A 26472-nucleotide genomic window follows, 5' to 3' on the forward strand; every position below is an offset into this window, starting at 1 on the left:
TAAACCGATAAAATTTCGCCACTCTAGGCGTTGCTAATACGACTGAGTTATTGAAAACTATGGCAGAGATTCTTCTATCTCGCTATGGCGGATTAGTTTATTCATCTATTTGAGTTTGGGATTTATCTTTAATTCGTAAGGTTATCCCTATATTCATGCGGTTGGTGAATAATGTAGACCAGAACCCAGTCATATTGGCATTGATGTAACTGAGGCAAGTACACAATTATGGCAAAATGGAACGGTGAGTATATTCACCCATATGCAGAACACGGTAAGAAAGCAGAGCAAGTAAAAAAGATCACGGTGAGCATACCTCTGAATGTACTCAAAGTGCTAACTGATGAGCGTACACGTCGCCAAGTGAATAACTTACGTCATGCCACGAACAGTGAGCTTTTATGTGAGGCGTTTCTACATGCCTTCACAGGTCAGCCACTGCCGAGCGATGAAGACTTGAGAAAAGATAATCCAGAGCGTATTCCTTTAGAGGTAAGACAAATAATGGAAGAGCGCGGTTTGGAGATCCCAGAAATAAACGAAGAGTGATAACTGCTCTTTCGCTCTGGAAATACAGACACAAAAAAAGCCTCAATCGAGGCTTTTTCATTTGAATAATACCAATGGTACTATTCCATATATCCAGCTGGCATATCGATTTGTGCCACGCCTGATTCAATTGCAGCTACCGCTACCGCTTTTGCGATACGAGGTAACAAACGTGGATCCATTGGTTTTGGAATAATATACTCAGGACCAAACTCTAGACTATCTACGTCAGCCGCTTTTAACACTTCAGCAGGTACAGGCTCTTTCGCAATCGTTCTAATTGCTTCAACCGCTGCAATCTTCATCTCGTCATTGATAGCGGTTGCGCGTACATCAAGGGCACCACGGAAGATAAACGGGAAACACAGTACGTTATTTACTTGGTTTGGATAATCCGAGCGGCCTGTCGCCATGATCAAATCATTACGTGCACCGTGTGCAACTTCAGGGCTGATCTCAGGGTCTGGGTTAGAACAAGCGAATACCACTGGCTTGTCAGCCATTAGCTTTAGATCCTCAGCAGAAAGTAAGTCTGGGCCAGAAACACCAACAAATACGTCCGCATCCGCAATCACGTCTTGTAACGTACGCTTATCCGTGTTGTTTGCAAACAGCTCTTTGTATTCATTTAGGTCATCACGACGAGTATGGATCACGCCTTTTCTGTCCAGCATATAGATGTGCTCACGTTGGGCACCGCATTTGATCAGTAATTCCATACAAGCAATAGCGGCTGCACCCGCGCCAAGACACACAATAATCGCATCATGAATATCTTTACCTTGGATTTCCAACGCATTCAGCATACCCGCAGCGGTTACAATTGCAGTGCCGTGCTGATCATCATGGAATACAGGAACGTCACAACGTTCAATTAGCGCGCGCTCAATTTCAAAACACTCTGGCGCTTTAATATCTTCAAGGTTAATACCACCAAATGTGTCTGCGATATTTGCCACAGTATTGATGAAGTCTTCAGTGGTGTTGTGCTTAACTTCGATATCGATTGAATCAAGGCCCGCAAAACGCTTAAATAATAGTGCCTTACCTTCCATAACAGGCTTTGACGCCAAAGGACCTAAGTTACCCAAGCCAAGAATTGCCGTACCATTACTGATCACCGCAACCATATTTCCTTTACCCGTGTAACGGTATGCATTCGCCGGATCAGCCGCGATTTCACGTACTGGCTCTGCAACACCTGGGCTGTATGCAAGTGCCAAGTCTTTTACGGTCTCGGCAGGTTTAGTGAGTTCAACACTGATTTTACCTGGAACGGGCTTCTCGTGATAATCTAGAGCTTGTTGACGAAAGTCTGTCATGGCGCGATATTTTCCTACGAAGTTAATGTGAGAGTGTGGTAAACGTTCGCATTCTGAATGTTGGCAACCTAGCTAGCTGGTTACAGCAACACACAGTGCGATTAACTATATGAGCGACGACATTCAACCACTCAACAAGCGTATGTGCTTTGCTGTCGCGGTATGTCAATAGGACATATAGTTAATCGACCGTATTCACACAATACCGAGTTTTGCTCATTATTCAAGTAAAATCAGGTCTATCCACTAGCATGGTATTTTCTATACTTTTCCGAGAAGATAAGCTCAATTTTAAGAAATATTTCACAAATAAAATGACTAAAACTTAAAAAACAAGACGCTAAAACCAGCACAGAATGTATAAAATTAGCACAAATGTACACCAACTATAAAAACAATAAGAAAATAGCAACTTAACTAACTTTAACGTCAAGATACCGACATTTAATCGCAATATACTGACTTTAGTTTATATTAAGTGCTCATACCTGATAGTATTTACTATATGAGCTTTGATTATTTTCACAACTTAAGCTCGTAAATGTTCAATATTTATCTGCTAAATAGAGTTTTTACTCTACCCAAGAGATCAGTAAAGTTTTGCTGCCAAACTGGCAAGTTTTTTATTTTAGAAGAATAAAAGACACAATAAGACGGGATGACTGACGGTCTATCTGCTGATGCAGAATAGGATGTATAAATCGAGAAGGTATTTTCAAACAGGCACAAAAAAAGCACCCTAAAGGTGCTTTTTTCGACTAGACCAACAAGATTACTTCTTGCTGCTAAGTGCACCGAAACGCTTGTTAAAGCGATCTACACGGCCACCTGTGTCAAGGATCTTCTGCTTACCAGTGTAGAACGGGTGACATGCAGAACATACGTCTAGGTGAATATCTTTACATAGCGTTGAACGAGTTTCGAACTTGTTACCGCAAGAGCACGATGCAGTGATCGTCTCGTAATTAGGGTGAATACCTTCTTTCATAGCAACCTCTAGTTAAGGCCGTATCGCTCTCCAAACCCGAAGTCTGGCACCATACGTAGTTATACAAAAATGTGGACGCGTATTTTAGTGCTTAACTGAACAATCTACAAGCAATATTTCAGAGTTTTTTATCACCGTCGCAGAGTACGTTTTCAATTCGTACCACCTTAGGTATATACTTCGTCACTGCGCTCACTTTATGGAATTGTAATACATGCTCATTCTTGAAGTAGCTTTAAAGCTGCCACTGCACCGAACATTCGACTATTTGCTAGCACCAACCATGCAAGTTGAAGCAGGAATGAGAGTCACCGTCAATTTTGCCAACCGTCGCTGCACTGCGATTGCACTTGCTAAAAAAGACGACACCGATGTACCAAAAGAAAAGCTCAAGCAAATTATTGAGGTGTTGGACGAGCACCCTGTCTTTAATCAAGCACAACTTAGCTTCTTACACTTTGTCTCTCAGTATTACTGTCATCCAATTGGTGATACCTTATTCACAGCACTACCGGCGGTACTCAGAGATGGAGGAAGCCCAGACAAAACTCAGATCCCCATCGTCAGATTAACGGAAAAAGGGCAGAAACTACCAACACTGCGAGCCAAAAAGCAACAAGCGCTGCTTTCCCAATTATATGAAGGTGGCGCAATAAAATTAAGCGAACTCAAAGCGCTCGGATTTGCTAGCCAAACAATTAAAGCATTGGAAGAAAAAGCGCTTATCTCACAATCTATTGAGCATGATAGTGATTGGTCGCAAAACGAATTACAGCTAGGCGAAAAGCCACGCCTAAACGACCAGCAAGCGACTATTTGCAGCGCCGTTAATGCACAAGTCGGTTACCGTACCTTTTTAATCGAAGGTGTAACGGGAAGTGGTAAAACCGAAGTCTACTTACAGAGCCTTGAAAACATAATAAAAGCGGGTAAACAAGCACTGATCTTGGTGCCTGAAATTGGACTCACACCGCAAACAGTCAACCGCTTCAAAAAGCGCTTTAATAACCTGCCCATTGATTTATGGCACTCAAATCTAACCGATAATGAGCGCCTACATACTTGGCGTCGCGCCGAAAAGGGTCTGAGCGCTTTGGTTATCGGTACTCGCTCGGCCATTTTTTTGCCATTTCAAAATCTCGGCATGATCATCGTTGACGAAGAGCACGACAACTCGTTTAAACAGCAAGAAGGCCTGCGCTATCACGCCAGAGATCTCGCTGCATTTCGAGCGCATCAGGCACACTGCCCTTTGCTTTTGGGAACAGCAACACCGGCATTAGAAACATTACACAAAGCCATTACCAACAAATATCAACTCGTCACACTGAGTAAACGAGCGCAGACCCAGCACGACAACCAATTTCACCTTGTCGACATGAAAGGTCAGCCAGAACAAGGCGGGTTTTCACCAATGAGTTTACATTGGATGGAAAAAACACTCGCTCGCGGTAAGCAAGTTATGGTGTTTCTAAATCGTCGGGGCTTTGCACCAACATTGATGTGTCACGAATGCGGATGGCTTAATACCTGTAAACATTGCTCTACCAGCGCCACGTACCATAAAAACATGAACCGCTTGGTATGCCATCATTGTGGTGAACAGGACTTTGTACCGAGACAGTGTCCAGATTGCGGCAGCACCCAAATCATGCCCACAGGGCTTGGTACAGAACAACTCGAAGGCTTTTTAAGCGAACGCTTCACTGATATTCCCGTTACTCGCATTGACCGAGATTCTACGCGCCGTAAGGGCAGCCTTGAAAGCGCCCTTGAAGAAATTAATCAAGGTGGCGCGCGAATTCTGGTCGGCACTCAAATGCTTGCCAAGGGCCACCACTTTGCCGATGTCAGCCTTGTGATTATCTTGGATGTGGACTCAGGACTTTACTCTTGTGACTTTAGAGCAACCGAGCAAATGGCACAGCTCATTACGCAAGTTGCTGGACGAGCCGGACGTGCCGGTGAAGCGGGAGCCGTGTTATTGCAAACGCATTTTCCAGAACATCCATTATTGCAAGATTTAATTAATAATGGTTATGGCGACTTCGCGCGATATGCCTTACAAGAGCGTGAAGAAGCTATGCTTCCCCCCTTCGCACACTTAGCTATCATCCGCGCCGAGGCAACAAATATAAATACAGTATTGCGCTTTTTGTCGGATTTGGTTCCAGCTACCCCCTATCCTGGTATACAATTGCTGGGTCCAATTCCAGCACCACTTGAACGAATAGCTGGAAAGTTCAGATATCAATTACACATACACGCACAACAACGCACTGTGCTGCGGGACTACCTTTCGCAACTTGCGCGCTATATCGCTACGCATGAGTCTGCCAATCGAGTACGCTGGAGCATAGATGTTGATCCAATGGATAGCTATTAAAATCAAATAACCTATGGCACAGCACGATTACATCAATAAGAAACCTAAAGGCAAGGGGAAAGACAAGCCAGAAAAATCGGCGAAATTTCCTGTTATTGCTGCTATTTTTGCATTTCTACTAATCGGAGGGTTTGCCTACGGTCTTTGGTTTATAAAAACCAATGCCGATCCTAAAGAAGTAGAGCAAGCCAAAAACCCACACCCAGTTGCCGAGCAAAAGGTTAGTAAACCAAAGCCTCGCCCACCTGAGTTCATTGAAGAAATTAAAAATCATGAAATCAAGGTCGAGGTTAAAGAGATCGAGAGCAAAGGTCCCTATCAAATGCAGTGTGGTTCATTTAGAACCCATAGCCAAGCCGAAGCCATGAAAGCCAAAGTTGCGTTTGCTGGATTAATCGCGGAGATCCGTCGTACCGAAGGGAGTAACGGTGTCTGGTATCGTGTCCGTCTTGGCCCCTACGATACCAAGCGTTTAGCAGAAAGCGATAAAAACAAATTGCAGCGCGTTGGGATATTTGGCTGCGGGATTTGGGGCTGGACTTGATTTTTATAAGTCCACCCATATTTCCTACTAATCTAGAGTTACACGGGCACAGGCCCAGATAAGGATTACTATGACTACCATCGTTAGTGTTCGTCGCGATGACAAAGTGGTTATCGGCGGTGATGGCCAAGTTTCGCTTGGTAACACAGTTATGAAAGGCAACGCACGTAAAGTACGTCGTCTATACAATGGTAAAGTACTGGCAGGTTTCGCTGGCGGTACAGCTGATGCATTTACATTATTTGAACGCTTTGAAGCAAAGCTAGAGATGCACCAAGGCCATCTCACTAAAGCAGCCGTAGAAATGGCAAAAGACTGGCGTACCGACAGAGCATTAAGAAGGCTTGAAGCCCTACTTGCGGTAGCCGATGAAACCGCCTCGCTTATCATCACAGGTAACGGCGACGTGGTGCAGCCAGAGCATGATCTTATTGCTATCGGCAGTGGTGGTAACTTCGCACAGGCGGCTGCAACCGCACTACTTGAAAATACCGACTTAAGTGCGAAAGAAATCGTGGAAAAGAGCCTGAAGATCGCCGGCGATATCTGCGTATTTACCAATAATTTCCAAACTATCGAAGAATTGTAATAGGACTCGTCATGACAGCTATGACTCCAAGAGAGATTGTGCACGAGCTTGATCAACATATTATCGGTCAGGACAAAGCCAAAAAAGCCGTCGCGATTGCACTGCGCAACCGCTGGCGTCGTATGCAGCTTGATGAAGAGCTGCGTGCAGAAGTTACACCCAAGAATATTTTGATGATCGGCCCAACGGGTGTAGGTAAAACTGAAATTGCCCGCCGTCTAGCAAAGCTTGCTAACGCACCATTTATCAAAGTAGAAGCGACTAAGTTCACCGAAGTGGGTTATGTTGGTAAAGAAGTTGAAACCATCATCCGCGATCTAGTCGAAGTTTCTTTTAAACTAACACGTGAACAGCAAACCAAGAAATTCAAATTCCGCGCTGAAGAAGCCGCCGAAGAGCGTATTTTAGATGCACTTTTGCCACCAGCAAAAGACGCTTGGGGTGAGTCTCAGCCAAATGAAAACTCGTCAACACGCCAAGTATTTCGTAAGAAACTACGTGAAGGTCAGTTAGACGACAAAGAAATTGAGATCGACATCGCAGAAACGGCGCCTCATGTTGAGATCATGTCACCTCCTGGTATGGAAGAAATGACCAGCCAGCTACAGAGCATGTTCCAAAACATGTCGGGTGACAAGAAAAAGAACCGTAAGCTGAAAATTAAAGAAGCACTTAAGCTATTGATTGAAGAAGAAGCTGCAAAGCTTGTTAATCCAGAAGAGCTTAAAGAGCAAGCTATTGAGTCAGTTGAACAAAACGGTATCGTGTTTATTGATGAAATCGATAAAATTTGTAAGCGCGGAGAATCTTCTGGCCCAGATGTTAGCCGTGAAGGTGTACAACGCGACTTACTACCACTTATCGAAGGTTCAACCGTTAATACTAAACACGGCATGGTAAAAACCGACCACATTTTATTTATCGCGTCAGGTGCGTTCCAAATGGCCAAGCCGTCGGATTTAATCCCTGAACTACAAGGTCGTTTACCTATTCGCGTTGAACTAGAAGCACTAACTGCGGGTGATTTCAAACGTATTCTAACTGAGCCAAATGCATCTCTTACAGAGCAGCAACAAGCGCTACTGAAAACAGAAGACGTCACTATCGACTTTACCGATGACGCTATCACTAAACTGGCTGAAGCTGCATATCAGGTCAACGAGAAAACTGAAAACATCGGTGCGCGTCGCCTTCACACTGTGATGGAAAAACTGATGGAAGAGATTTCATTCGATGCCAGTGAAAAGGCCGGTGATACCTTGACAATTGATGCCGCCTACGTTGAACAGCATTTAGACATGCTTGTTCAGGATGAAGATTTAAGCCGCTTCATTCTGTAAATTAAAATCAAAAGCGGAGCCTTGCTCCGCTTTTTGAGTTATACCAATTATGTATCAAGTCACCAAACTTCATTACCATAAACTCAGTAAAGTACTCGATGCTTATTTTGAGGACGGCCGCTGTTTTACGCTAAGTGCCGAATTCTTACGAACACATTCACCATCCGCCGAAGTGCAAGGGCATAGTCCGGCGCAAAAGCAACTCGTGCTAAACAAACAGAATGTCGCCATAAAGAAAATTGAACCCGTTGGTCACTATGCTGCACGCTTTGTTTTTGATGATGGCCACGACTCAGGGCTCTACAGCTGGCAATACTTATACACTATAGCTACACAACACGATGCGCTATGGCAGGAATATGTAAACGCTGTAGAAGAGTATAAAACCCAAAAGGACAGCGTACCTATCAAGTTTGTGCCTTAACCAAACCGCCATAGCAATGCATGCTGCTCATGGTATTGAATAAAGTCATTCTTAAATGCAATGTACTTCTCCATATTCTGGTTACAGGCGTTTACAGCTTCTTGCTTAACCCTAGCATATTGCCTCGCTATATCTGGAAAAGTAATTAAATAGTCACGAAAGGCAAGGTGACGTTTAACTCCATCAGAACCGGCTAAAAAAGCATGCAGATGATGAGTTCTAGACGCTATGCCTTTACGAAAATAACGACGCCCAGCAATACCAAACTCTCCCATTATCTCATAACCTAAATCACGCAGTTTTTCTGACTCTATGTCTAATTTATCTAAGTCATTTACTTCCAATAGCATATCAACTATTGGTTTAGCACACAGCTGTGGCACCGATGTACTGCCTATATGGTGTAAAGCAGCTACATTTGCCTTGGATAGATGAGCGAGTATCGCCTGTTTCTCTTTATTGAACTGGTGCGGCCAATCCGAATTGTAACTTACCACTGCTACATTGGTATTCATTTAAGCGATACCTATCTTGAGTCTAAATAAAAACCCCACTAAAAATTAAGTGGGGTTTTGACATTAAGAACCTCAGGTTGAATTGGTGTTTATACCTGATACTTAGCCACGGCTTCGTGTAATACGCGCGCTTGCTCTGCGACTTCTTCACTACTTTGCGCATTAGAGTGAGCATGCTCTGAGGCACCTTGCGCAATGTCTCTGATCTTAACCACGTTTTTATTCACTTCTGAAGCAACTTGGTTTTGTTCATCAATTGCCGTCGCGATATGTGTGCTCATTTCCATAATCGTTTGCACATCTTGGGTGATCATGCTGAGCAACTCCCCAGCCTTTTCGGCTTGCGACACACTTTCATTGCCTTGTTCACGACATTGTTCCATGATGTTCACCACTTCTCGTGTACGCTGTTGCAGTGTAGAAATGATACTTTCGATTTCTTGCGTGGAGTCTTGAGTACGCTGCGCAAGTGACCTAACTTCATCCGCTACAACAGCAAAACCTCGACCTTGCTCTCCCGCACGTGCAGCTTCAATAGCAGCGTTTAGCGCAAGTAAGTTTGTTTGCTCTGCAATACCACGGATCACATCCAATACCGAGCCAATAGTTTCACCGTCACGCTCTAACTGAGCAACAACACTTGAAGCACCACCTAACGATTCCGATAACTGCATGATGTGCTCAATTGTTGCAGTAACCTCACGGCGACCTTGTTGCGCATTTTCATTCGTTGTCTCGGCTTTATGCGCCGCTTCACCCGTATTATGAGAAATGTCTTGGATCGTCGCTTGCATCTCGGTCGCAGCGGTTGCAACCATATCCGCTTCGTGCAACTGCTCAGCCATACCAGTACTCGTTTGGGCCGTTGTCTCCGTTAAATGATCCGTGGCTTCATTAATAGTTGCCAACGCTCCATTCACATCAGCAATGAGATCTCTGAAGTCAGAAATTAAGCTATTAAAATCACGGGTCATAATCGTGATTTCGTCATTACCGCTTTGTTCAATTTGTAGACTTAAATTATTTTCACGACGAATGCGCTCAATGGTTTGATAAACGCGCTCTACGGGCTGAATAATTGAGCGACTAGTCGATAACACCAAAGTCATCACGATAATACCAGCCACAACAAATACACCGATGGCAAGCATCTGAGTTTTATCAACGTTTTCTTTGATCTCTGCCTTTGCCTGCTCCACGACTTCAGAGACCACCGCATCACTTTTCTCAACACTCACTTTCATCTTGCCAAGCGCACCGCTCGTTAAATCTAAGCCAAGTGCTTCTTGTGCTCGAACTAAACCCGCAAATTTGGATTGATAGGTGCTCAATAAACTAAGTAGCTTAGATTGATATTGAGCGTTAAACCCAGCACTACGAATTTCCTGAGAAAACTGTGCAACTAGCTCGTCAAAACGCTTAAGATATTTGGTATCAAAACGTAACATAAAGTCTTTTTCGGCTCGACGAAGCTGCAGCATGGTTGAAAGGAGTTGATAATTCTGCTGCTCTTTTAGTAGTGTTTCTACCTCGTGTACCGCACCACGAAGCTCACCGTAAAGAGCATCCTTTGGATGCAAGCCAATTGTTTTTTGTAATTGCACCACTTTTTGAAAGTCATCGTAATAACTTTTTGCTAAGCGTTCAAATTCGTTGATCCGACCTAAATCGATATCAAAATCAGAAAAAGTACCTTGCAACAAAGCGAGCTTAGTTTGCAGCTCACGATACTCGTTTTCAAACTCATCGAGTGAATTTACCTGCTTGTAAAAAAGGAAATTTTTCTCGTGTTTGCGCATTGCTAATTCATGAATGTCGAGCTCTTCTGCATATTGAATGGTTTCATTCAATTTCAGCATAGTACGAGCTTCGTACATGATCATAATTAACATAACAACCAAGGCAATCCCTACCACTAATGCATTCACTTGCAAACGACGTCTGATAGTCAGATTTTCTAATACCGCCATCGGCTTACCTACAATGTTAATAGACTGGCTAAAGTATAGCTGAAGCCTTTCAGCCTTGCCTCATAATAGGTAATTATTCTGGGTTCATATTACAAATTAATATATTTACGCCGCTTTTACATACAAATTATTAACACCATTCCAGAGTTGATTGTGCAATAAATCAATATTGTGCCATTGACCTCCTATCAACCACTCCACTAGCAAGCTAGGATCGGATGGAAAATAAAACGATGCCTTCGCGTCTGTTCGCAGCCATTCTTCCAGCGCCCCAGCATTGAGATAATTCATCACTTGGGCATGACCGAGCTCGGCTAGCGTCTGCGCATTATTCTGCTGTTCAAATTGACCATCTAATGGTTTAAGTAGCAGTTTTTTACCGAGTTTTAATGCTTCACTAGACAGCTCAAACCCGGCATTTGCAATCACACCACTGGTATTTCTTAAGTCCTGAATAAACCCAGAACGACTCGGTTTTCTCAGGTGAATATGTTGCAAAGAAGCATTGTCAGCATCCGGGTGATAGCAGTAAAACTCCTTATCAGGGAAATCTTTTAACAACTCAATAATGCTATCCAAAGCTTCAAACGGCAGATAAACCAAAACTTTGTTAATTATCGATGCACATTGCTCCTGCTCAGCCTCGTAAGGAATAAAAGGCGGAATAATATGCTTATCAAACGGTTGCCAGTGCACCCCAAGATGAATATCAGCTGGTGCAAAATACCGGATCAGGGCTTTGTGCCAAGGCTGTACGGCAAATTGTGGAACAGCATCATATAAATATGACGCTTGATGACTCATTGCTATCACCGGAACCTTTGCCAGCTTTCCTGCCCACGCACTGACAGGCTCAAAGTCGTTAAAGATCAAATCATAACCTGATACATCTAATTTTCTAACGTCGCGAATAAACTCACCAAACTTGAGCGACTGAAAAGTTTTTAAACGATTTAACTGGCCACGCTCGGTAACGAATGACAACCCTCGGCAACTGCGATAATCACCAAAATCATGCATATCGAAATAGTTTTCCGAAGGACGTCCAGAAAAAAAGTAGTCAACAGAAATTCCCATGTTGCGAAAGCAATTTGCCATTACCCGAGCTCGAGTCGTATGGCCATTTCCCGTTCCTTGAACACCATATAGTATTTTCATACGCTTCCTAATATCACTATCGCTAAACTTGCACAGGCAACACCCATTGCCGCACCAAGCACCACATCAAGTGGATAATGTACCCCTACAATTACGCGTGACAATGACACTCCTGAAGCCCAAATCATCAACGGAAACGCAGCTAGTGGAATTTGCTCCATCAAGCAAGTCGCATATAGCCAAGCGCCAGCACTATGCCCCGAGGGCAGACTAAACTTATCACTCGGCGTCAACAAGGCTTTCACTGCGTAGCAGTCACATGGTCGTAATCGTGCAAAACGATTTTTTAGATAGAAGTAAAGCGGCCTTTCAATTGCAAAGGCCAAAATCACGGTGAGTGCAAATTGCTGACCTAGCTGCTCCAAAAACAGAGCGCACGCAATTGCGACCAACACATAGAGTCCACCGTTGCCACTTTTGGATAGACCTAATGCTATCAATCTAAACCAGTTTCTTGGTTTAGGGCAAAACACCACAAAGTATAATGCAGCGTCCAGCTCGGCTAGTTTTGCTTTCATCATTCGAGTCACGCCTAATTGCTCACAATATCAGCATAGAAGAGCAAAATAACAAATAGGTGACACTTTTAAGACACAAATATGTAAGTTGAATCAAAGCATTGCTAAGCACAAGTATGAGAGTATACTGGTTATCGACAATCAATATTCGAGGATTCAATATGGAATACAGCACTTCTGATCTTTGCGACCACTTTGCTGATGTGGTTGATGTGCTAGAGCCTATGTTCATCAATTTTGGCGGCCAGACGTCATTTAGTGGTCGTATCACTACCGTCAAATGTTTTGAAAACAATGAGCAAATCCAAGATGTACTACAACAAGACGGTACTGGTCGTGTGCTGCTCGTTGATGGTGGTGGTTCAACTCGTCGTGCACTGGTTGATATTGATTTAGCTGAGCTAGCGGTCGAGAACAACTGGCAAGGCATCATCGTTTACGGCGCGGTGCGCCATGTTGATGAATTAGAAGAAAGCGATATTGGCATTCAAGCAATCGCTTCTATCCCAGTAGCAGCAGATAGCAGTGGCAGCGGCGAAGTCGGCATTCCCGTTAATTTCGCAGGTGTCTCTTTTTACGAAGATGATTTTGTTTACGCCGACTCCACCGGCATTATCATCTCTGCGGAAGAGTTAATTTTAGAAGATGATAACGAAGACAATTAAGCGCTAGAAGTAACAGTCATGAGTACAGCAGTCCGTATATATGATGAAAGTAATATTGCCACTTTTGTCAGTGCAAGAGCCGGTGAAACCAGAATTTGGCAAAGCATAAGCTTTTTACAATGTGATCATGACTACGCGGCTTCGCTTAGAGACGCGGCCCAATTTGGGATCCGTTACGTGTTGTTGGGGATCCCCGAGGATATAGGTCCGCGCGCCAATTGCGGGCAAGGCGGCGCCGAGCTCGGTTGGCAAGCCTTCTTAAAACGCTTTTTGAATCAGCCCGATAACCAGTTTTTGTCAGGCGATAAGGTTTTGTTGCTAGGCGAGGTGGATACCCTCGCTATTCAAACGCGTGCACTATCGCTCGATAACGCTAATAGCGAACAGCTAGCGCAGCTGCGCACTCTCTGTGCTGACCTCGACAACCAAGTTATTGCAACCCTAGCACCTATCTTTGCTGCAGGCTTGGAGCCAATTATCATTGGTGGTGGTCATAATAATGCTTTTGGTATTTTGCAGGCACATTTTGAGGCCAGCAAGCGTGCCGCTGGTGCTATCAACTTTGACCCTCATGCTGACTTTCGAGCTTGTGAAGGGCGACATAGCGGTAATGGCTTCAGTTACGCGCATCAAGCTGGTAGTTTGTCGCATTATCATGTCATCGGCTTGCACGAGCACAAAAATAACCAAACAATCCTTACTCAATTGCAAAACGCTGGATTCGGATTTTCAAGTTATCAAGCGATAAAAACCAGGCAAACTCAGAGTTTATCCGCATCACTCGACAAAGCGTTGGCAACGATGCCAAGCGACATTCCATTAGGCGTAGAGTTAGACGTTGATGCCATCGTCGGTATGCCTGCAAGCGCCCTGACCTATCAAGGCTTCACAAGTAGCGATGCCGAATATTTTGTTTACCGTATGGCTCAGGCTCGAAATGCTAAATATTTGCACTTATGTGAAGCAGCCCCGGCTAGACACCCACTTGGTGAGCAGGCGGGTATCGAACATTGTGGTCAAATACTAACAAACCTTGCGAACGCTTATTTAAGTACCCGTCAACAGAGGTGCTAAACACTGTCACAGCCAAACCAATGTAAAGGTAAGGCGCTCCTAGTTATTGAGGCAGCCTTTGTTTCAGCCAACTGATCAAAATATTGCTGTTCTGTGGTCGAGAAAAGTAAAACCCTTGCGCTGCCACCGTGCCAATGCTTTTTACAAACTCGAGTTGCCCGAGAGATTCAATACCCTCGCCAATCACGCGACAGTGCTTTTCTTGATGCATCTCTACAATGCCTTTTACCAAGGATTTGGTATGCCCCATATGCTCTGGTTCTTGCGTCATATTGCGCGACAGTTTCACGTACTCAAAACGCAGTGCGGGTAATTTAGCAAGTACCAGCGGCGCATCACCAAAGCTATCGACACACATTTTTACACCCAAGTTCTTCAAACGACTGATCATCGCAATTTCTTGCTCATCTAGTTCGGCAAGCATACTAGCTGGACACTCGATAATGATAGCGCCAGGGCTTAACTGATGGTTGAGCATAGTGTAGTCAATAAACTCGATAAAGCTTTCGCTCAAGAGCTCAGCACCAAAGACATTAATACTGATGGGAACGCTGATCCCTTCCATTTTCAGTGCCAATGCAATTTCGCATGCACGCTCTAATACATATTCAGCAACGGGAATGGCAAGTCCAACTAAACGAATATCATCAATAAATTCATTGGCACTTAAAATCCCTTGCTTTGGATGCTGCCAACGCAACAGTAATTCAACAAACTCAATGCTGTTATCTTCATGACGAACGACTGGATGAAAATAGAGCTCAAATTCAGATCTAAAGTTGATTTTAGCTAACTCCGACAACCTAACCTGTTGCTCCAGCCGATGAATTTGCATACGTTGTTGATACGGCACGACCTGTTGATGGCTATGCTGATGCGCTTCTGATTGTGTATCTAGCGCTAAAAACACGCAAGAAATCAGGTTCTCAAGCTGCCCCATTTCTTCATCGCAATTCACATAACTCGCACGCATCATGATCTCTAACGTACAGCTACCAACATTGAATGGCTTTAAAGTGCTGTTTGATATTTCCTCTATCAGCTGCTCATGAAAGTGCTTACCATGCTTTAACGAACATACAAACGCAAAGTTAAGACCACCTAGATGCGCCATTTTCGCAGTTTCATTGCCATGAGTGATGGCCATAACATCGCCTGATTGCAAACATTGTGCAATACGATTAGCCGACTGAGCTAGCAGCAAGTCACCAAACTCACGCCCTAAATGAAAATTTACCTGCTCGAAACCCATGAGACGGACTAGCACGAGCATACAAGGGCTCCCTTCCGTTTGGCGATATTCATTAAAAGCACGTTTAAAACTTTGCCGACCAGGTAACCCCAAACTTTCATGCTCGGTGTGGTCATCATTGTGTTCTTTCAATTCAAATTCATTTGCGCTGCTATACGCTTGATAGGCAAGGAAAAGAATATACATAAACACAATGACAATTGCGCCATGCTGGGCAGGAAATGTCCATAGATATTCAGACACAGTCCACATTACCAAAGTGATTATCGCAGCAGCACTTATCAACAATAAGCCACTTTTGTGCTCCTGTAAGCCATGGAATAGATACAGGAGTATCGTCAGAGTAAGTAAATGTAATGTAGTGATATTGCCCGTAAAGGCGAGCAGTATTGCAAGTGTTGCACTGCTAAGGTGAGCCAGCTTGAGCATACCAGAGGGGCGCTGCAACATTAATGCTAACGCCCCCATTACAATGGCTCCGGCCATGCCAGCCATCATTGGCGTAATTAGTATCGCTATTCCTTCAGACAGCAATAATTCCGTGGCTCCGCCACTAGCTGTTGAAATTGAAAGCATAATTTGTTGCTTATAAAAGGATCATTACTGATTAAGTTTACCTAAGATCCACAAATTTGACAGGTCCGCTACACCAAATTGATAACTTAACTGTGCAGGATGGGTAATGTCCCATAACGCTAAGTCCGCGCGCGTTCCAACTTTCAATACTCCACGGTCGCTCAACCCCAAGGCTTTCGCAGCATTAACCGTAACACCGCTAAGCGCTTCTTCCGGTGTCATTCTAAATAATGTGCATGCCATATTTAGCATTAATCGCAGTGAGCACAAAGGCGCAGTACCTGGATTGAAGTCGCTCGCGAGTGCCATTGCTACTTTATGCTTTCTGAGCAAGTCAATTGGTGGTAATTGCGTTTCTCGTAAGAAATAAAAAGCGCCGGGTAAAAGTACCGCAGTCACATCCCCTCTCGCCATCGCTTCCACACCAGCTTCATCAAGATATTCAATATGATCCGCTGAAAGCCCTTTAAACTTTGCCACCAGCTCGCTGCCATGTTGATTAGATAGCTGCTCAGCATGACATTTAACCTGTAATCCCAACTGTTGTGCTCGAGTAAATACTTGCTCAGTTTGCTGATAGGTAAATCCGACGTTCTCACAAAATACATCAACAGCCGTTGCTAATTGGCGCGAAGCAACTTGTGGCAGCATCTCATCACAGACTAAATCAATGTAGGCTTGGCTATTGTCTTTGTACTCTGGGGGTAATGCATGCGCGCCCAAGAACGTGCTATGCACATCAATCGGGTGATGCTCATTAAGTAGTTGATTAATTTCTAGCAGCTTTAGCTCATTTTCAACGTCTAGGCCGTAACCCGATTTACTTTCAACCGTGGTAACCCCTTCTTTGAGTAAACTATTCAAGCGGTTCTTACCGTTAACATACAGCGTTTCTCTGTCTGCTAATCGTGTCGCCTTAACGGTACTTGCGATACCACCACCTTGCGCGGCAATCTGTTGATATGACGCCCCCAGTAATCGTTGCTCAAATTCGTTGGCCCGAGAACCTGCAAATAAAATATGCGTGTGGCAGTCGATTAACCCTGGGGTCAACCATTGGCCATTGGCTTTATGAATAGGGGTTGCTATGGCGTCAACCTCAGGTAGTTCACTACGAGGGCCTAACCAATTAATTTTGCCATCTTTAATAGCGATCGCTGCGTTTTCTATCGCACCATAAGGGGTATCCAAATTGGGATCCATAGTTGCAATATTGACATCGATAATAAGCAAATCGGCTTCTAACATCATACTTGTCCTAATCTAAATCAAATCCATATGCCAACACATTAAAAGAAACTCGCTCACTGCGAGATTTATCCATTGAGTCTATCAGGGATACTTGTATATACAAGAGAAGTGTGCCATCTTTATTTACATAAATATGAACTCGAGACAACAACTGTGCCTGAGCTTCCTAAATTTGCGCTGATAAAACAATATATTATCGATAATATTCGCGCCGCGCGCTGGCTCGAAAACGAGCGCGTGCCGTCGGAAAATGAGTTAGCTGACCAATTTAATGTTAGCCGAATGACCGCAAGACGAGCACTAAGCGAGCTAACTGAAGCCGGAATTTTAACTCGTAGCCAAGGTCTAGGTACTTTTGTTGCCAGTTTTAAATCTCAGTCTTCGTTACTTGAGATCCGCAATATTGCCGACGAGGTCAACGCACGCAATGGCAAATACTCATGTACCGTACTGACGCTTGAACTTATTGCTGCAGTAGCGCCTATCGCCATTGCACTGGGTGTAGAAGCGGACGCGCCAGTCTACAGAAGCGTAATTGTACATAATGAAAATGAACAACCACTGCAAGTCGAAGAGCGCTTTGTCAATCCACAGTTGGCACCGGAGTATTTAGACCAAAACTTTGAACTGACTACCCCTCACGAATATTTATCTCAAGTCGCGCCACTCACAGAGGCTAGACACACCGTTGAAGCGGTTATGCCATCACCAGAGGTTTGCCAGTGGCTTGGGCTTTATAATGAAGAGCCATGTTTACAAATGATCCGCCGAACTTGGTCTGCAAAAGGCATTGTTAGCTTCGCAAGATTAATTTCGCCAGGCAGTAAATATCGCTTAGGTGGTCATCTCACCTTTAAGCAAAGGTCGTAACACATAAAGTGTCGCCAAATATCGCGGCAGATAAATCAAAACGACATGGCAGCCTCGGTTGTCATGCAATACAAATAGACTAACAACCTAGTGAAACTAAGCAATCGCAGCAACTAGACGTTTCACTTAGGTTGTATATACAACAGGAGAGAGCAGAATGAGTGACAACCCAAGATTAGACCCTAGCCGCGAGATCCGCGCGCCACGAGGTACAGACATTACCGCAAAGAACTGGCTTACTGAAGCGGCAAAGCGAATGTTGATGAATAACCTTGACCCTGAAGTTGCTGAGCACCCAAATGCACTAGTAGTTTATGGCGGTATTGGCCGCGCCGCTCGCGACTGGGCATGCTTCGATAAAATCGTCGAAACGTTAGACCGCTTAGAAGAAGACGAAACCTTACTGGTGCAATCAGGTAAACCTGTCGGGGTATTCAAAACTCATAGCAATGCTCCTCGCGTCTTAATTGCTAACTCAAATTTAGTACCACATTGGGCTAACTGGGATCACTTCAACGAACTCGATAAAAAAGGCCTGATGATGTACGGCCAGATGACCGCTGGTTCTTGGATCTATATTGGCTCACAAGGCATAGTGCAAGGCACATACGAGACCTTTGTAGCAATGGCAAAGCAACACTTTAATGGTGAGGCGAAAGGCAAGTGGATCTTAACGGGTGGCCTTGGCGGGATGGGCGGCGCACAACCACTCGCGGCAACAATGGCAGGCTTTAGCGCCCTCGTTGTTGAGTGTGATGAGTCACGAATCGATTTTCGTCTTAACACACGTTATGTGGACCGAAAGGCAACCACACTTGATGATGCATTAGCTATTATTGATGAAGCTAAGGCTGCTGGACAACCGGTATCAGTTGGCCTGTTGGGCAATGCAGCGGATGTGTATGCTGAATTGGTTGAGCGCAATATCACGCCTGACGTAGTGACCGATCAAACTTCTGCGCACGATCCATTAAACGGCTACTTACCGCAAACGTGGACTATGGAGCAGGCAGCCGCACTTCGCGAAAGCGATCCACAAGCAGTTGTAAAAGCCGCAAAACAATCCATGGCGGTGCAAGTACAAGCCATGCTAACGCTGCAATCGCGCGGAGCCGCAACAACTGACTACGGGAATAACATTCGCCAAATGGCCTTAGAAGAAGGGGTTGATAACGCCTTTGATTTCCCGGGCTTTGTTCCTGCCTATATTCGTCCGCTGTTTTGCCAAGGCATAGGTCCATTCCGTTGGGTTGCGCTGTCTGGCGATCCTGAAGATATTTATAAAACAGATGCGAAAGTTAAAGAGCTTATCCCAGACGACCCACACCTTCACAATTGGTTAGACATGGCGCGCGAGCGCATTCAATTCCAAGGCCTGCCAGCTCGTATTTGCTGGGTTGGACTGAAGGACAGAGCGCGTTTAGCACGAGCATTCAACGAAATGGTCAAAAATGGAGAACTCAAAGCACCGATTGTGATTGGTCGTGATCACTTAGATTCTGGCTCTGTAGCCAGTCCAAACCGTGAAACGGAATCGATGATGGATGGTTCAGATGCAGTATCAGACTGGCCGTTACTCAATGCCTTGTTAAACACGGCTGGCGGTGCAACTTGGGTCTCACTGCATCACGGCGGTGGCGTTGGTATGGGCTTCAGTCAACATTCGGGAGTCGTTATTGTGGCAGATGGCACAGACGAAGCAGACGCCCGTTTATCTCGCGTACTATGGAATGACCCAGGTACCGGTGTAATGCGTCATGCCGATGCCGGCTATGACATAGCCAAAGACTGTGCAAAAGAACAAAAACTAGATTTACCTATGCTGGAAGGAAAGTAAGTATGTACTCACTAAATTTAATCCCAGGCCAACTGACTTTAAACACGTTACGACAAATCAATCAACAGCCTGTTCATCTCAGCTTAGACGAATCAGCGAAAGCCGCTATTGCTAACAGTGCAGACACAGTTCAGCAAGTAATCAAAGAAGGACGCACCGTTTACGGCATTAATACGGGTTTTGGCTTGCTGGCCAACACCAAAATTGCAAAAGACGAATTAGAGTTGCTACAACGCTCTATTGTACTGTCGCACGCAGCCGGTATTGGCGAGTTAATGGACGATAGCACCGTTCGACTCATGATGGTGCTAAAAATCAATTCACTCTCTCGTGGTTTCTCTGGGATCCGCTTAGATGTAATTGAATTCTTAGCAGCCTTGGTTAATGCCGAAGTCTATCCTTGTGTGCCCAAGAAGGGCTCGGTCGGGGCATCAGGCGATCTCGCACCGCTATCGCATATGTGTTTACCGATCCTTGGCGAAGGCCAGGTTCGCTATCGTGGTGAGCTTATCGATGCCATCGATGGGTTAAAAATAGCAGGGCTTGAACCACTTACTTTAGCTGCAAAAGAAGGTCTCGCACTACTTAACGGTACACAAGCATCTACTGCTTTTGCACTGCAAGGCCTATTTAGAGCAGAAGATCTTTATGCGCAAAGCTGTGTCGTTGGTTCAATGAGCATTGAAGCAGCTATGGGCAGCCGCTCGCCGTTTGATGCTCGTATTCACGAAGTCCGTGGTCAGCAAGGCCAAATCGACACCGCACTGGCGTTTAGAGATATCTTACAAACTCGCTCAGAAATAAGTGATGCTCATGTTGATTGTGAAAAAGTACAAGATCCTTATTGCTTGCGTTGTCAACCACAGGTGCTTGGTGCCTGTTTAACTCAGATCCGCCAGGCCGCTGAGGTGATCCTTGTAGAATCCAATGGGGTAACAGATAACCCGCTGGTATTTGCTGATGCTGGAGATATTATTTCTGGCGGCAACTTCCATGCAGAACCTATCGCGATGGCGGCTGATAACCTAGCGCTAGCCATTGCTGAAATTGGTGCATTGGCTGAACGTCGTATCGCACTGCTTATTGATTCGAGCTTATCAAAACTACCTCCCTTCTTAGTTAACAATGGCGGTGTAAACTCGGGCTTTATGATTGCGCAAGTCACTGCTGCGGCACTGGCCTCTGAAAACAAAACACTCGCACATCCTGGCAGTGTTGACAGCCTCCCAACCTCAGCAAACCAAGAGGATCATGTTTCCATGGCAACCTTTGCGGCAAGACGCTTACAGGAAATGGCTGACAACACCCAAGGTGTACTCGCAGTTGAATATCTTGCTGCAGCGCAGGGGTTAGATTTTAGAGCGCCACTTAAGCCATCTGACAAAGTGGCTACAGCTCAGCAAATATTACGAGCAGTCGTGAGCTTTTATGACAAAGATAGGTATTTTGCACCTGATATTGAAAGTGCTAATGCGTTATTGGGTCAAGCTGCACTGGCGCACTTGCTACCAGCACAACTCTTACCTTCAGCCTAACTCAGATTCATTAACAACCGGATAATGATAGGCAAAGCCGAGCTCGGTAATACGCTCGGCTTTGATAATTCGCGCCTCTTCTTTTGACGAAGCGAAACTTGGCATCTCAGTCCCTAACTTTTCACAGTGATATTGATAAAACGCCTGTCTCGTGGGGTGCGCTGGATAGCAAACATTATAAATGTCTGCAGCATCATGCCACTGCACGATCACGGTATTGATTGCAGTAACAACGTCACCGCGATGAACCATATTCACTCTACCATTCGCTGAGCTAGACAAGGCTTTTCCTGCTACAAATCGCCCAGGCTCCCTACCGGGACCTTGAAGACCTGCTAAGCGCACAACTTTACCGCCTGCGTTAAGCACCATCTCTTCAGCAGTTCTTAGTATATCAACACGCAGGTTGGCTTTATCCGCTAACTTACCTTGTTCATCATATTCACCATTTTCGGTGCTATAAACGCCAGTGGTCGAACACAATAAGAAACCTGCTGCTGACATCTTCTTTGCAAGTAACAATGCCTGTTCTAACGTTTCTAAATAGTTACTATCGACATGCCTAGCTCTTGGTGGGATCGCACACACCCAATACGCGTTGTGTAAAGAAATTGAGTGCGCTAAGGTGCCATTTTCAGTTAAGACCAGCTGCCTTGACCAGCTATGCATCTCGCTAGCTTGGGTTCTGGTGCCTTCTATTTGCCACCCTTGCAACTCAGCTTCGCGACACAACGCTTCACCGAGCCAACCCGCGCCCAGTACCACCAGACTGCGATTTAATACTTTCATATGAATATTACCTTAACCAAGAAGTTACCTTGTATTATCTATGTAAAAGAAGTTAACGCAAACGGTGGCGTTCTCCTGTTATCTATGGTTTGATTACCGTTTGCATAAGCTAAAAATAAGAAGTGTCATGCTTGAGAATTTATCCCTTAGAAAGAAAATATTGCTGCTAATTGGCGGCACCATTTCCGTATTATTAATTATTGCATCAAGCTTTTTCGTCAGCCATATTGCAACGCTCTCTCGAGATGGAATTGAACGAGAAACGCAAAGCTATATTCAAGCCGAAAAATTGGCGATGGAAGCATTCTTTGGCCAATACGGTAAAGTAGTTGAAACCTTTGTTTCTACGCCTCACAACATTCATTGGTTTGAAAATTATAATACCCGTGGCGCCGATCTGACTAAAGATAAAGACTATCAAGAGGTCAATGAAGACTTAGTTAGAATCGCCAAAGGTGATGAAAATATTCTCTCAGCCTTTATTGCCTCAGCAAACACCGGTGAATATTTTAAAGAAAATGATCGTACATCAGCATATTCAGATGGTCGACCTTACTACGCCTATCAGCGCCCATGGTGGCAGGATACGCTTGATGTAGGTAAATTGTATGTCGGTCCAATTGCCACCGATATCAATACCGGTGCGGTGTCTGCTGTGATCCGTCAACCTATCTACAATAACGCCGGCAAACTCGTCGCCATGGGTGGCGTCGACTTACAGATCAATAAATTGAACGATATGGTTGAACGTATCAAGTTTCAAGATAAAGGTTTTGGCTTTTTGCTCGATGGTGATTTAAATGTTGTGCATTTATCCAAGCGTACTGGTCATTCACTCTCTACCACAGATGAAGGCGAGAAAGGCAAAGAAGGTTTAGATGGCCTTGAATCCCAGTTTTCCAATACATCAGGCTTTGACGCTCTAAATGCCGCTATCAAGCGTAACCCCGTTGGCAATAGTACAGTCACGTTCAAAGGGGAAGCGTATTATGTTGTTTATGACAATGTGAAATTAGACAACCCCCTATTGGATTGGCACGTTGGCCTACTTATTCCGGTGTCGCTGATCGAAGCGCCTGTAAATGACGCCGTAATGAGCACAATCACAGCCTTGATTATTATCTTAGCCATTATCGTGGCAATGATCTTGCTCGCCACGCAAATGATCACCAAACCGATTGTAGCGCTTACCGAAACCATGCGAGACATCGCATCAGGTGAAGGCGACCTAACTAGACGTATCGATATCACCAGTAAAGATGAAGTTGGTCAACTCGCGCTGCATATGAATACCTTCATCGATAAACTTAGAGCAATGATGCTCGATACCGCAGCACAAGCTGAACAATTAAGTAATGCTTCCGCCCAATTGCGTGAAGTATCAAACAATACTAACAGCGAAATTCAGCGCGAAAAAGAACAGGTAGATAGCGTAAGCGCGGCAGTGACCGAGATGGCAGCCACTGTGACTGAAATCTCACGTAATGCACAAGAGACCAACCAAGCCGCTGATGTCGTACAACGTATTACCAATGAAGGTGCAGGACGTTCATCACAAGCCCAAGAAGTCATGACTGAACTAGCACTCCATATTGGTGAGGCCGCAAAAGTGGTTGCCGGACTTGAACAAGAAACCAGTAACATAGGTGCTGTTATCGATGTGATTAACGGTATTGCTGAACAAACGAACTTACTGGCACTCAATGCCGCCATAGAAGCCGCCAGAGCGGGCGAGCAAGGTCGAGGCTTTGCGGTGGTTGCTGATGAAGTCAGATCGCTTGCAAGCCGCACGCAAGAGTCTACCGATGACATTCGTAATATGATCTCTCGTTTACAGCAAATTGCACAACAAGCTTCAGTGATGATGCAGCAAGGTCAAGACCGCGCAGAGGGGACCGTAGAGGAAACGCAAGCCGTGCTTGATGCCTTAAAAGAAATCACAGAGTCGGTCACGACAGTACAAGACCAGAGCCATCAAATTGCGACATCAACAGAGCAGCAAACCGTTGTTGCAGAAGATATTAACAATAGTCTTAACCAAATTAATGAGCTCGTTAATAGCACGGCCAACCACGCCAATGTACTGGCAGATGAAGCCCGTGACTTGAACGACTTAGCCAAGGCGCTGAACTCAACAGTCAACCAATTTAAGCTTTAATCAAACACCAAAACACGTCGCAATCGCGGCGTGTTTTGATCTGAGGCAAATCTAACCTAGACGGTAAAAAGTACACTGACACTCTTAATAAAACTCGAGAGTGCGTATCGTGATTAATTTACCTATTTGGAATGATTCCCTTATCAACAAGTACAATATATCTGGTCCTAGATATACCTCATATCCAACGGCCTTATCGCTTGAGTCTGGTTATAGCCAAAAAGAGTTACAAGCGGCTATTACGGGCTCTAAATCTCGTTCACTCTCGCTGTATATTCATATCCCTTTTTGTCATCAACTATGTTACTACTGTGGCTGTAATAAAATCATTACTCGTCATCAATCCAAAGCTGACGTTTACCTAGATTACTTAGCACAAGAAATCGCAGCAAAAGCGCTGCTATTTTCTGAGTATCGTGTAGAACAACTTCATTTAGGCGGTGGTACACCAACTTTCTTAACTACAGAGCAAATGACACGTCTAATCGAAATGCTCAATAGTGCATTTAACTTCTCTCAAAGTGCACAGCGTGGTATTGAAATAGACCCAAGATCACTTGCACCAAATATGATGCGTCACCTACACGAGCTCGGATTTAATCGTGTGTCTTTTGGCGTACAAGATTTTAATGATGAAGTACAAGCTGCGGTAAACCGCCCACAGCATCTAGATGAAGTGCTGGCTATCTTAACTGAAGCGAGAACGCTCGGTTTTAAATCTATTAATATGGATATGATCTATGGGTTACCATTTCAAACAGTAGAGAGCTACAAGCAAACGATTGAGCAACTTATCGCGCTTTCTCCCGATAGAGTCTCTGTATTTAACTATGCCCATCTTCCGGATAGATTTGCAGCACAGCGAAAGCTAAAAGAAGCCGACATGCCAAGTGCGGGAGAAAAACTTGAGATCTTTAAGCAAACACTGGAACAGATGACCACTGCTGGATATCAATTCATCGGTATGGATCACTTCGCCAAAAAAGACGATGAGCTGGCTGTTGCGCAAAATGAAGGGCATCTACACCGTAATTTTCAAGGCTATACCACTCATGGCAAGTGCGACCTGTTAGGTCTTGGTGTGTCGTCCATTTCTCAAATTGGTCATATGATCTTGCAAAATGAGAAAGAGTTAAAACCTTATTATCATGCTTTAAGTGATAAAAGATGTGCGCTCACTAAAGGGATAACCTTAAGTGGTGATGATGAAATACGCGCGGCTGTGATCAAACAGCTTATTTGTCACTTTGAATTAGATAAAAAGGTGTTCGAGCAACGTTATGATATAAATTTTGACGAATATTTCGTTCAAGCACTTAACGCTCTAGAGCCGCTAGCAGCAGATGGACTGGTAGAGCTGAATGAACACACCATAAAAGTCACAAGTAACGGCAATTTGTTTATTCGCATCATCTGCATGTGCTTTGATGCTTACTTACGAAACCAAGTCAAAAACACCCGCTTCTCTCGCGTTATTTAACCACCTAACCCTCTCAAACCTCCCACAATACTGTGTTTATGGTGGGAGTAAGTGTGCCTCGCGAGCCTATCTACGCCCCAAAGCTATAACCCCAAACAGCAAAAAAACCGTTGTATTGTTGAAACGGGTTTTGATGTACATGGGTGTTCCACATTATTTTTGAGCCGAAACTTTCATTGTAAGCCATCGGCGGGTGAACCACCTCCCACCATGTTACACTGTGCCTATACTGTGGTAGGAGCGAGTTTACCTCGCGAGGTTTTTTCGGAATTTCATTGCAACCCCTCGGCGGGTAAACCACCTCCCAGCATGTTGCACTGTGCCTATACTGTGGTAGGAGCGAGTTTACCTCGCGAGGTTTTTTCGGAATTTCATTGCAACCCCTCGGCGGGTAAACCGCCTCTTAGCATGTTGCACTGTGCTGATATTGTGGTGGGAGCGAGTTCACCTCGCGATGTGTTGATTGGCTTGTGAGGCTGTCTATATCCCGAAATTATAACCCCCAAACAACAAAAAAACCCGTCGCATTACTGCAACGGGTTTCTCTTATTTGGCCCTGGCGATGTTCTACTTTCACATGGGTAATCCACACTATCATCGACGCTGTTTTGTTTCACTTCTGAGTTCGGCATGGGGTCAGGTGGGTCCAAAACGCTATAGTCACCAGGAAATTCTGTTCATC

22 protein-coding genes and 1 rRNA gene are annotated in these 26472 nt (G+C 44.7%); 13 read left to right on the plus strand and 10 right to left on the minus strand.

Annotated features, from left to right (window positions below):
- The first annotated feature begins 228 nt into the window (after window positions 1-228).
- A complete protein-coding gene (metJ, locus tag L3V43_RS12670) occupies window positions 229-549 on the plus strand; it encodes a met regulon transcriptional regulator MetJ (RefSeq protein WP_010368921.1) in 321 nt (106 codons plus the stop codon).
- A gap of 80 nt (window positions 550-629) precedes the next feature.
- Here the strand turns inward: metJ and L3V43_RS12675 are convergent, their stop codons facing one another.
- Together L3V43_RS12675 and rpmE are read right to left on the minus strand one after the other, a co-directional pair.
- Window positions 630-1871, minus strand: a complete 1242-nt coding sequence (locus L3V43_RS12675) for a malic enzyme-like NAD(P)-binding protein (protein WP_069020522.1) — start codon at window positions 1869-1871, stop codon at window positions 630-632.
- Window positions 1872-2643: 772 nt separating this feature from the next.
- Window positions 2644-2859 carry a 50S ribosomal protein L31 gene (gene rpmE / locus L3V43_RS12680; RefSeq protein ID WP_010607053.1) on the minus strand — a complete coding sequence of 72 codons (216 nt, stop codon included), beginning with the start codon at window positions 2857-2859 and terminating at the stop codon, window positions 2644-2646.
- Between the two features lie 214 nt (window positions 2860-3073).
- Here rpmE and priA point away from each other — a divergent pair, with 214 nt between their 5' ends.
- The 5 genes from priA to L3V43_RS12705 all read left to right on the plus strand — a co-directional run bounded on the left by priA (window position 3074) and on the right by L3V43_RS12705 (window position 8142).
- Window positions 3074-5245 carry a primosomal protein N' gene (gene priA, locus L3V43_RS12685; RefSeq protein WP_237116611.1) on the plus strand — a complete coding sequence of 724 codons (2172 nt, stop codon included), beginning with the start codon at window positions 3074-3076 and terminating at the stop codon, window positions 5243-5245.
- 13 nt (window positions 5246-5258) lie between these two features.
- Window positions 5259-5789 (plus strand): SPOR domain-containing protein, encoded by a 531-nt coding sequence (locus L3V43_RS12690; RefSeq protein WP_010368930.1) that lies wholly within the window; start codon window positions 5259-5261, stop codon window positions 5787-5789.
- Window positions 5790-5859: 70 nt separating this feature from the next.
- The gene (hslV, locus tag L3V43_RS12695) at window positions 5860-6378 is read left to right on the plus strand and encodes an ATP-dependent protease subunit HslV (protein WP_010368932.1); all 519 of its coding nucleotides are present in this window, start codon (window positions 5860-5862) and stop codon (window positions 6376-6378) included.
- An 11-nt stretch (window positions 6379-6389) separates the two neighbouring features.
- On the plus strand, window positions 6390-7718 hold the full coding sequence (hslU, locus tag L3V43_RS12700; protein WP_010607051.1) for an HslU--HslV peptidase ATPase subunit: 1329 nt from the start codon (window positions 6390-6392) through the stop codon (window positions 7716-7718).
- 49 nt (window positions 7719-7767) lie between these two features.
- Window positions 7768-8142: a DUF971 domain-containing protein gene (locus L3V43_RS12705; protein ID WP_102057636.1), complete on the plus strand. Its 375-nt coding sequence runs from the start codon at window positions 7768-7770 to the stop codon at window positions 8140-8142.
- On the opposite strand, the gene L3V43_RS12710 is transcribed toward L3V43_RS12705, so the two are convergent.
- The 4 genes from L3V43_RS12710 to L3V43_RS12725 form a co-directional block, all read right to left on the minus strand.
- On the minus strand, window positions 8139-8657 hold the full coding sequence (locus tag L3V43_RS12710) for a GrpB family protein (protein ID WP_102057637.1): 519 nt from the start codon (window positions 8655-8657) through the stop codon (window positions 8139-8141). The two genes, L3V43_RS12705 and L3V43_RS12710, sit on opposite strands and share 4 nt — an antisense overlap.
- An 89-nt stretch (window positions 8658-8746) precedes the next feature.
- On the minus strand, window positions 8747-10627 hold the full coding sequence (locus tag L3V43_RS12715) for a methyl-accepting chemotaxis protein (RefSeq protein WP_102057638.1): 1881 nt from the start codon (window positions 10625-10627) through the stop codon (window positions 8747-8749).
- Window positions 10628-10732: 105 nt separating this feature from the next.
- The gene (locus tag L3V43_RS12720) at window positions 10733-11785 is read right to left on the minus strand and encodes an MJ1255/VC2487 family glycosyltransferase (protein WP_010607047.1); all 1053 of its coding nucleotides are present in this window, start codon (window positions 11783-11785) and stop codon (window positions 10733-10735) included.
- A complete protein-coding gene (locus L3V43_RS12725) occupies window positions 11782-12306 on the minus strand; it encodes a phosphatase PAP2 family protein (protein ID WP_010368944.1) in 525 nt (174 codons plus the stop codon). Before L3V43_RS12725 ends, L3V43_RS12720 begins: the two co-directional genes overlap by 4 nt.
- Before the next feature lie 158 nt (window positions 12307-12464).
- Between L3V43_RS12725 and rraA the strand changes: the two genes are divergently transcribed.
- Window positions 12465-12968, plus strand: a complete 504-nt coding sequence (rraA, locus tag L3V43_RS12730; protein WP_010607046.1) for a ribonuclease E activity regulator RraA — start codon at window positions 12465-12467, stop codon at window positions 12966-12968.
- An 18-nt stretch (window positions 12969-12986) separates the two neighbouring features.
- Entirely contained in the window at window positions 12987-14042 is a 1056-nt protein-coding gene (locus L3V43_RS12735; protein ID WP_102057640.1) for an arginase family protein, read from the plus strand.
- Window positions 14043-14085: 43 nt separating this feature from the next.
- Here the strand turns inward: L3V43_RS12735 and L3V43_RS12740 are convergent, their stop codons facing one another.
- Window positions 14086-15870 carry a GGDEF domain-containing phosphodiesterase gene (locus L3V43_RS12740; protein WP_010607044.1) on the minus strand — a complete coding sequence of 595 codons (1785 nt, stop codon included), beginning with the start codon at window positions 15868-15870 and terminating at the stop codon, window positions 14086-14088.
- 24 nt (window positions 15871-15894) lie between these two features.
- Window positions 15895-17118, minus strand: a complete 1224-nt coding sequence (gene hutI, locus L3V43_RS12745) for an imidazolonepropionase (RefSeq protein ID WP_237116667.1) — start codon at window positions 17116-17118, stop codon at window positions 15895-15897.
- Between the two features lie 111 nt (window positions 17119-17229).
- Here hutI and hutC point away from each other — a divergent pair, with 111 nt between their 5' ends.
- The 3 genes from hutC to hutH all read left to right on the plus strand — a co-directional run bounded on the left by hutC (window position 17230) and on the right by hutH (window position 21363).
- Window positions 17230-17991 carry a histidine utilization repressor gene (hutC, locus tag L3V43_RS12750; protein WP_017217272.1) on the plus strand — a complete coding sequence of 254 codons (762 nt, stop codon included), beginning with the start codon at window positions 17230-17232 and terminating at the stop codon, window positions 17989-17991.
- Between the two features lie 157 nt (window positions 17992-18148).
- The gene (gene hutU / locus L3V43_RS12755; protein ID WP_237116610.1) at window positions 18149-19828 is read left to right on the plus strand and encodes a urocanate hydratase; all 1680 of its coding nucleotides are present in this window, start codon (window positions 18149-18151) and stop codon (window positions 19826-19828) included.
- 2 nt (window positions 19829-19830) lie between these two features.
- Window positions 19831-21363, plus strand: a complete 1533-nt coding sequence (gene hutH / locus L3V43_RS12760; RefSeq protein WP_174170529.1) for a histidine ammonia-lyase — start codon at window positions 19831-19833, stop codon at window positions 21361-21363.
- On the opposite strand, the gene L3V43_RS12765 is transcribed toward hutH, so the two are convergent.
- On the minus strand, window positions 21355-22152 hold the full coding sequence (locus tag L3V43_RS12765; RefSeq protein WP_237116609.1) for an NADP-binding protein: 798 nt from the start codon (window positions 22150-22152) through the stop codon (window positions 21355-21357). The genes hutH and L3V43_RS12765 overlap by 9 nt on opposite strands.
- Before the next feature lie 127 nt (window positions 22153-22279).
- On the opposite strand from L3V43_RS12765, the gene L3V43_RS12770 reads away from it, so the two are divergent.
- Together L3V43_RS12770 and hemN are read left to right on the plus strand one after the other, a co-directional pair.
- Window positions 22280-24310 carry a methyl-accepting chemotaxis protein gene (locus tag L3V43_RS12770; RefSeq protein ID WP_102057645.1) on the plus strand — a complete coding sequence of 677 codons (2031 nt, stop codon included), beginning with the start codon at window positions 22280-22282 and terminating at the stop codon, window positions 24308-24310.
- A gap of 109 nt (window positions 24311-24419) precedes the next feature.
- Window positions 24420-25790, plus strand: coding sequence for an oxygen-independent coproporphyrinogen III oxidase (gene hemN / locus L3V43_RS12775; protein ID WP_237116608.1), 1371 nt, complete (start codon window positions 24420-24422; stop codon window positions 25788-25790).
- Between the two features lie 554 nt (window positions 25791-26344).
- Here hemN and rrf read toward each other — a convergent pair.
- Window positions 26345-26458, minus strand: a 5S ribosomal RNA gene (gene rrf / locus L3V43_RS12780).
- Window positions 26459-26472: the final 14 nt, after the last annotated feature.

This window comes from Pseudoalteromonas sp. L23 (genome assembly GCF_021728455.1).
In the GTDB taxonomy this organism is placed as follows: domain Bacteria; phylum Pseudomonadota; class Gammaproteobacteria; order Enterobacterales; family Alteromonadaceae; genus Pseudoalteromonas.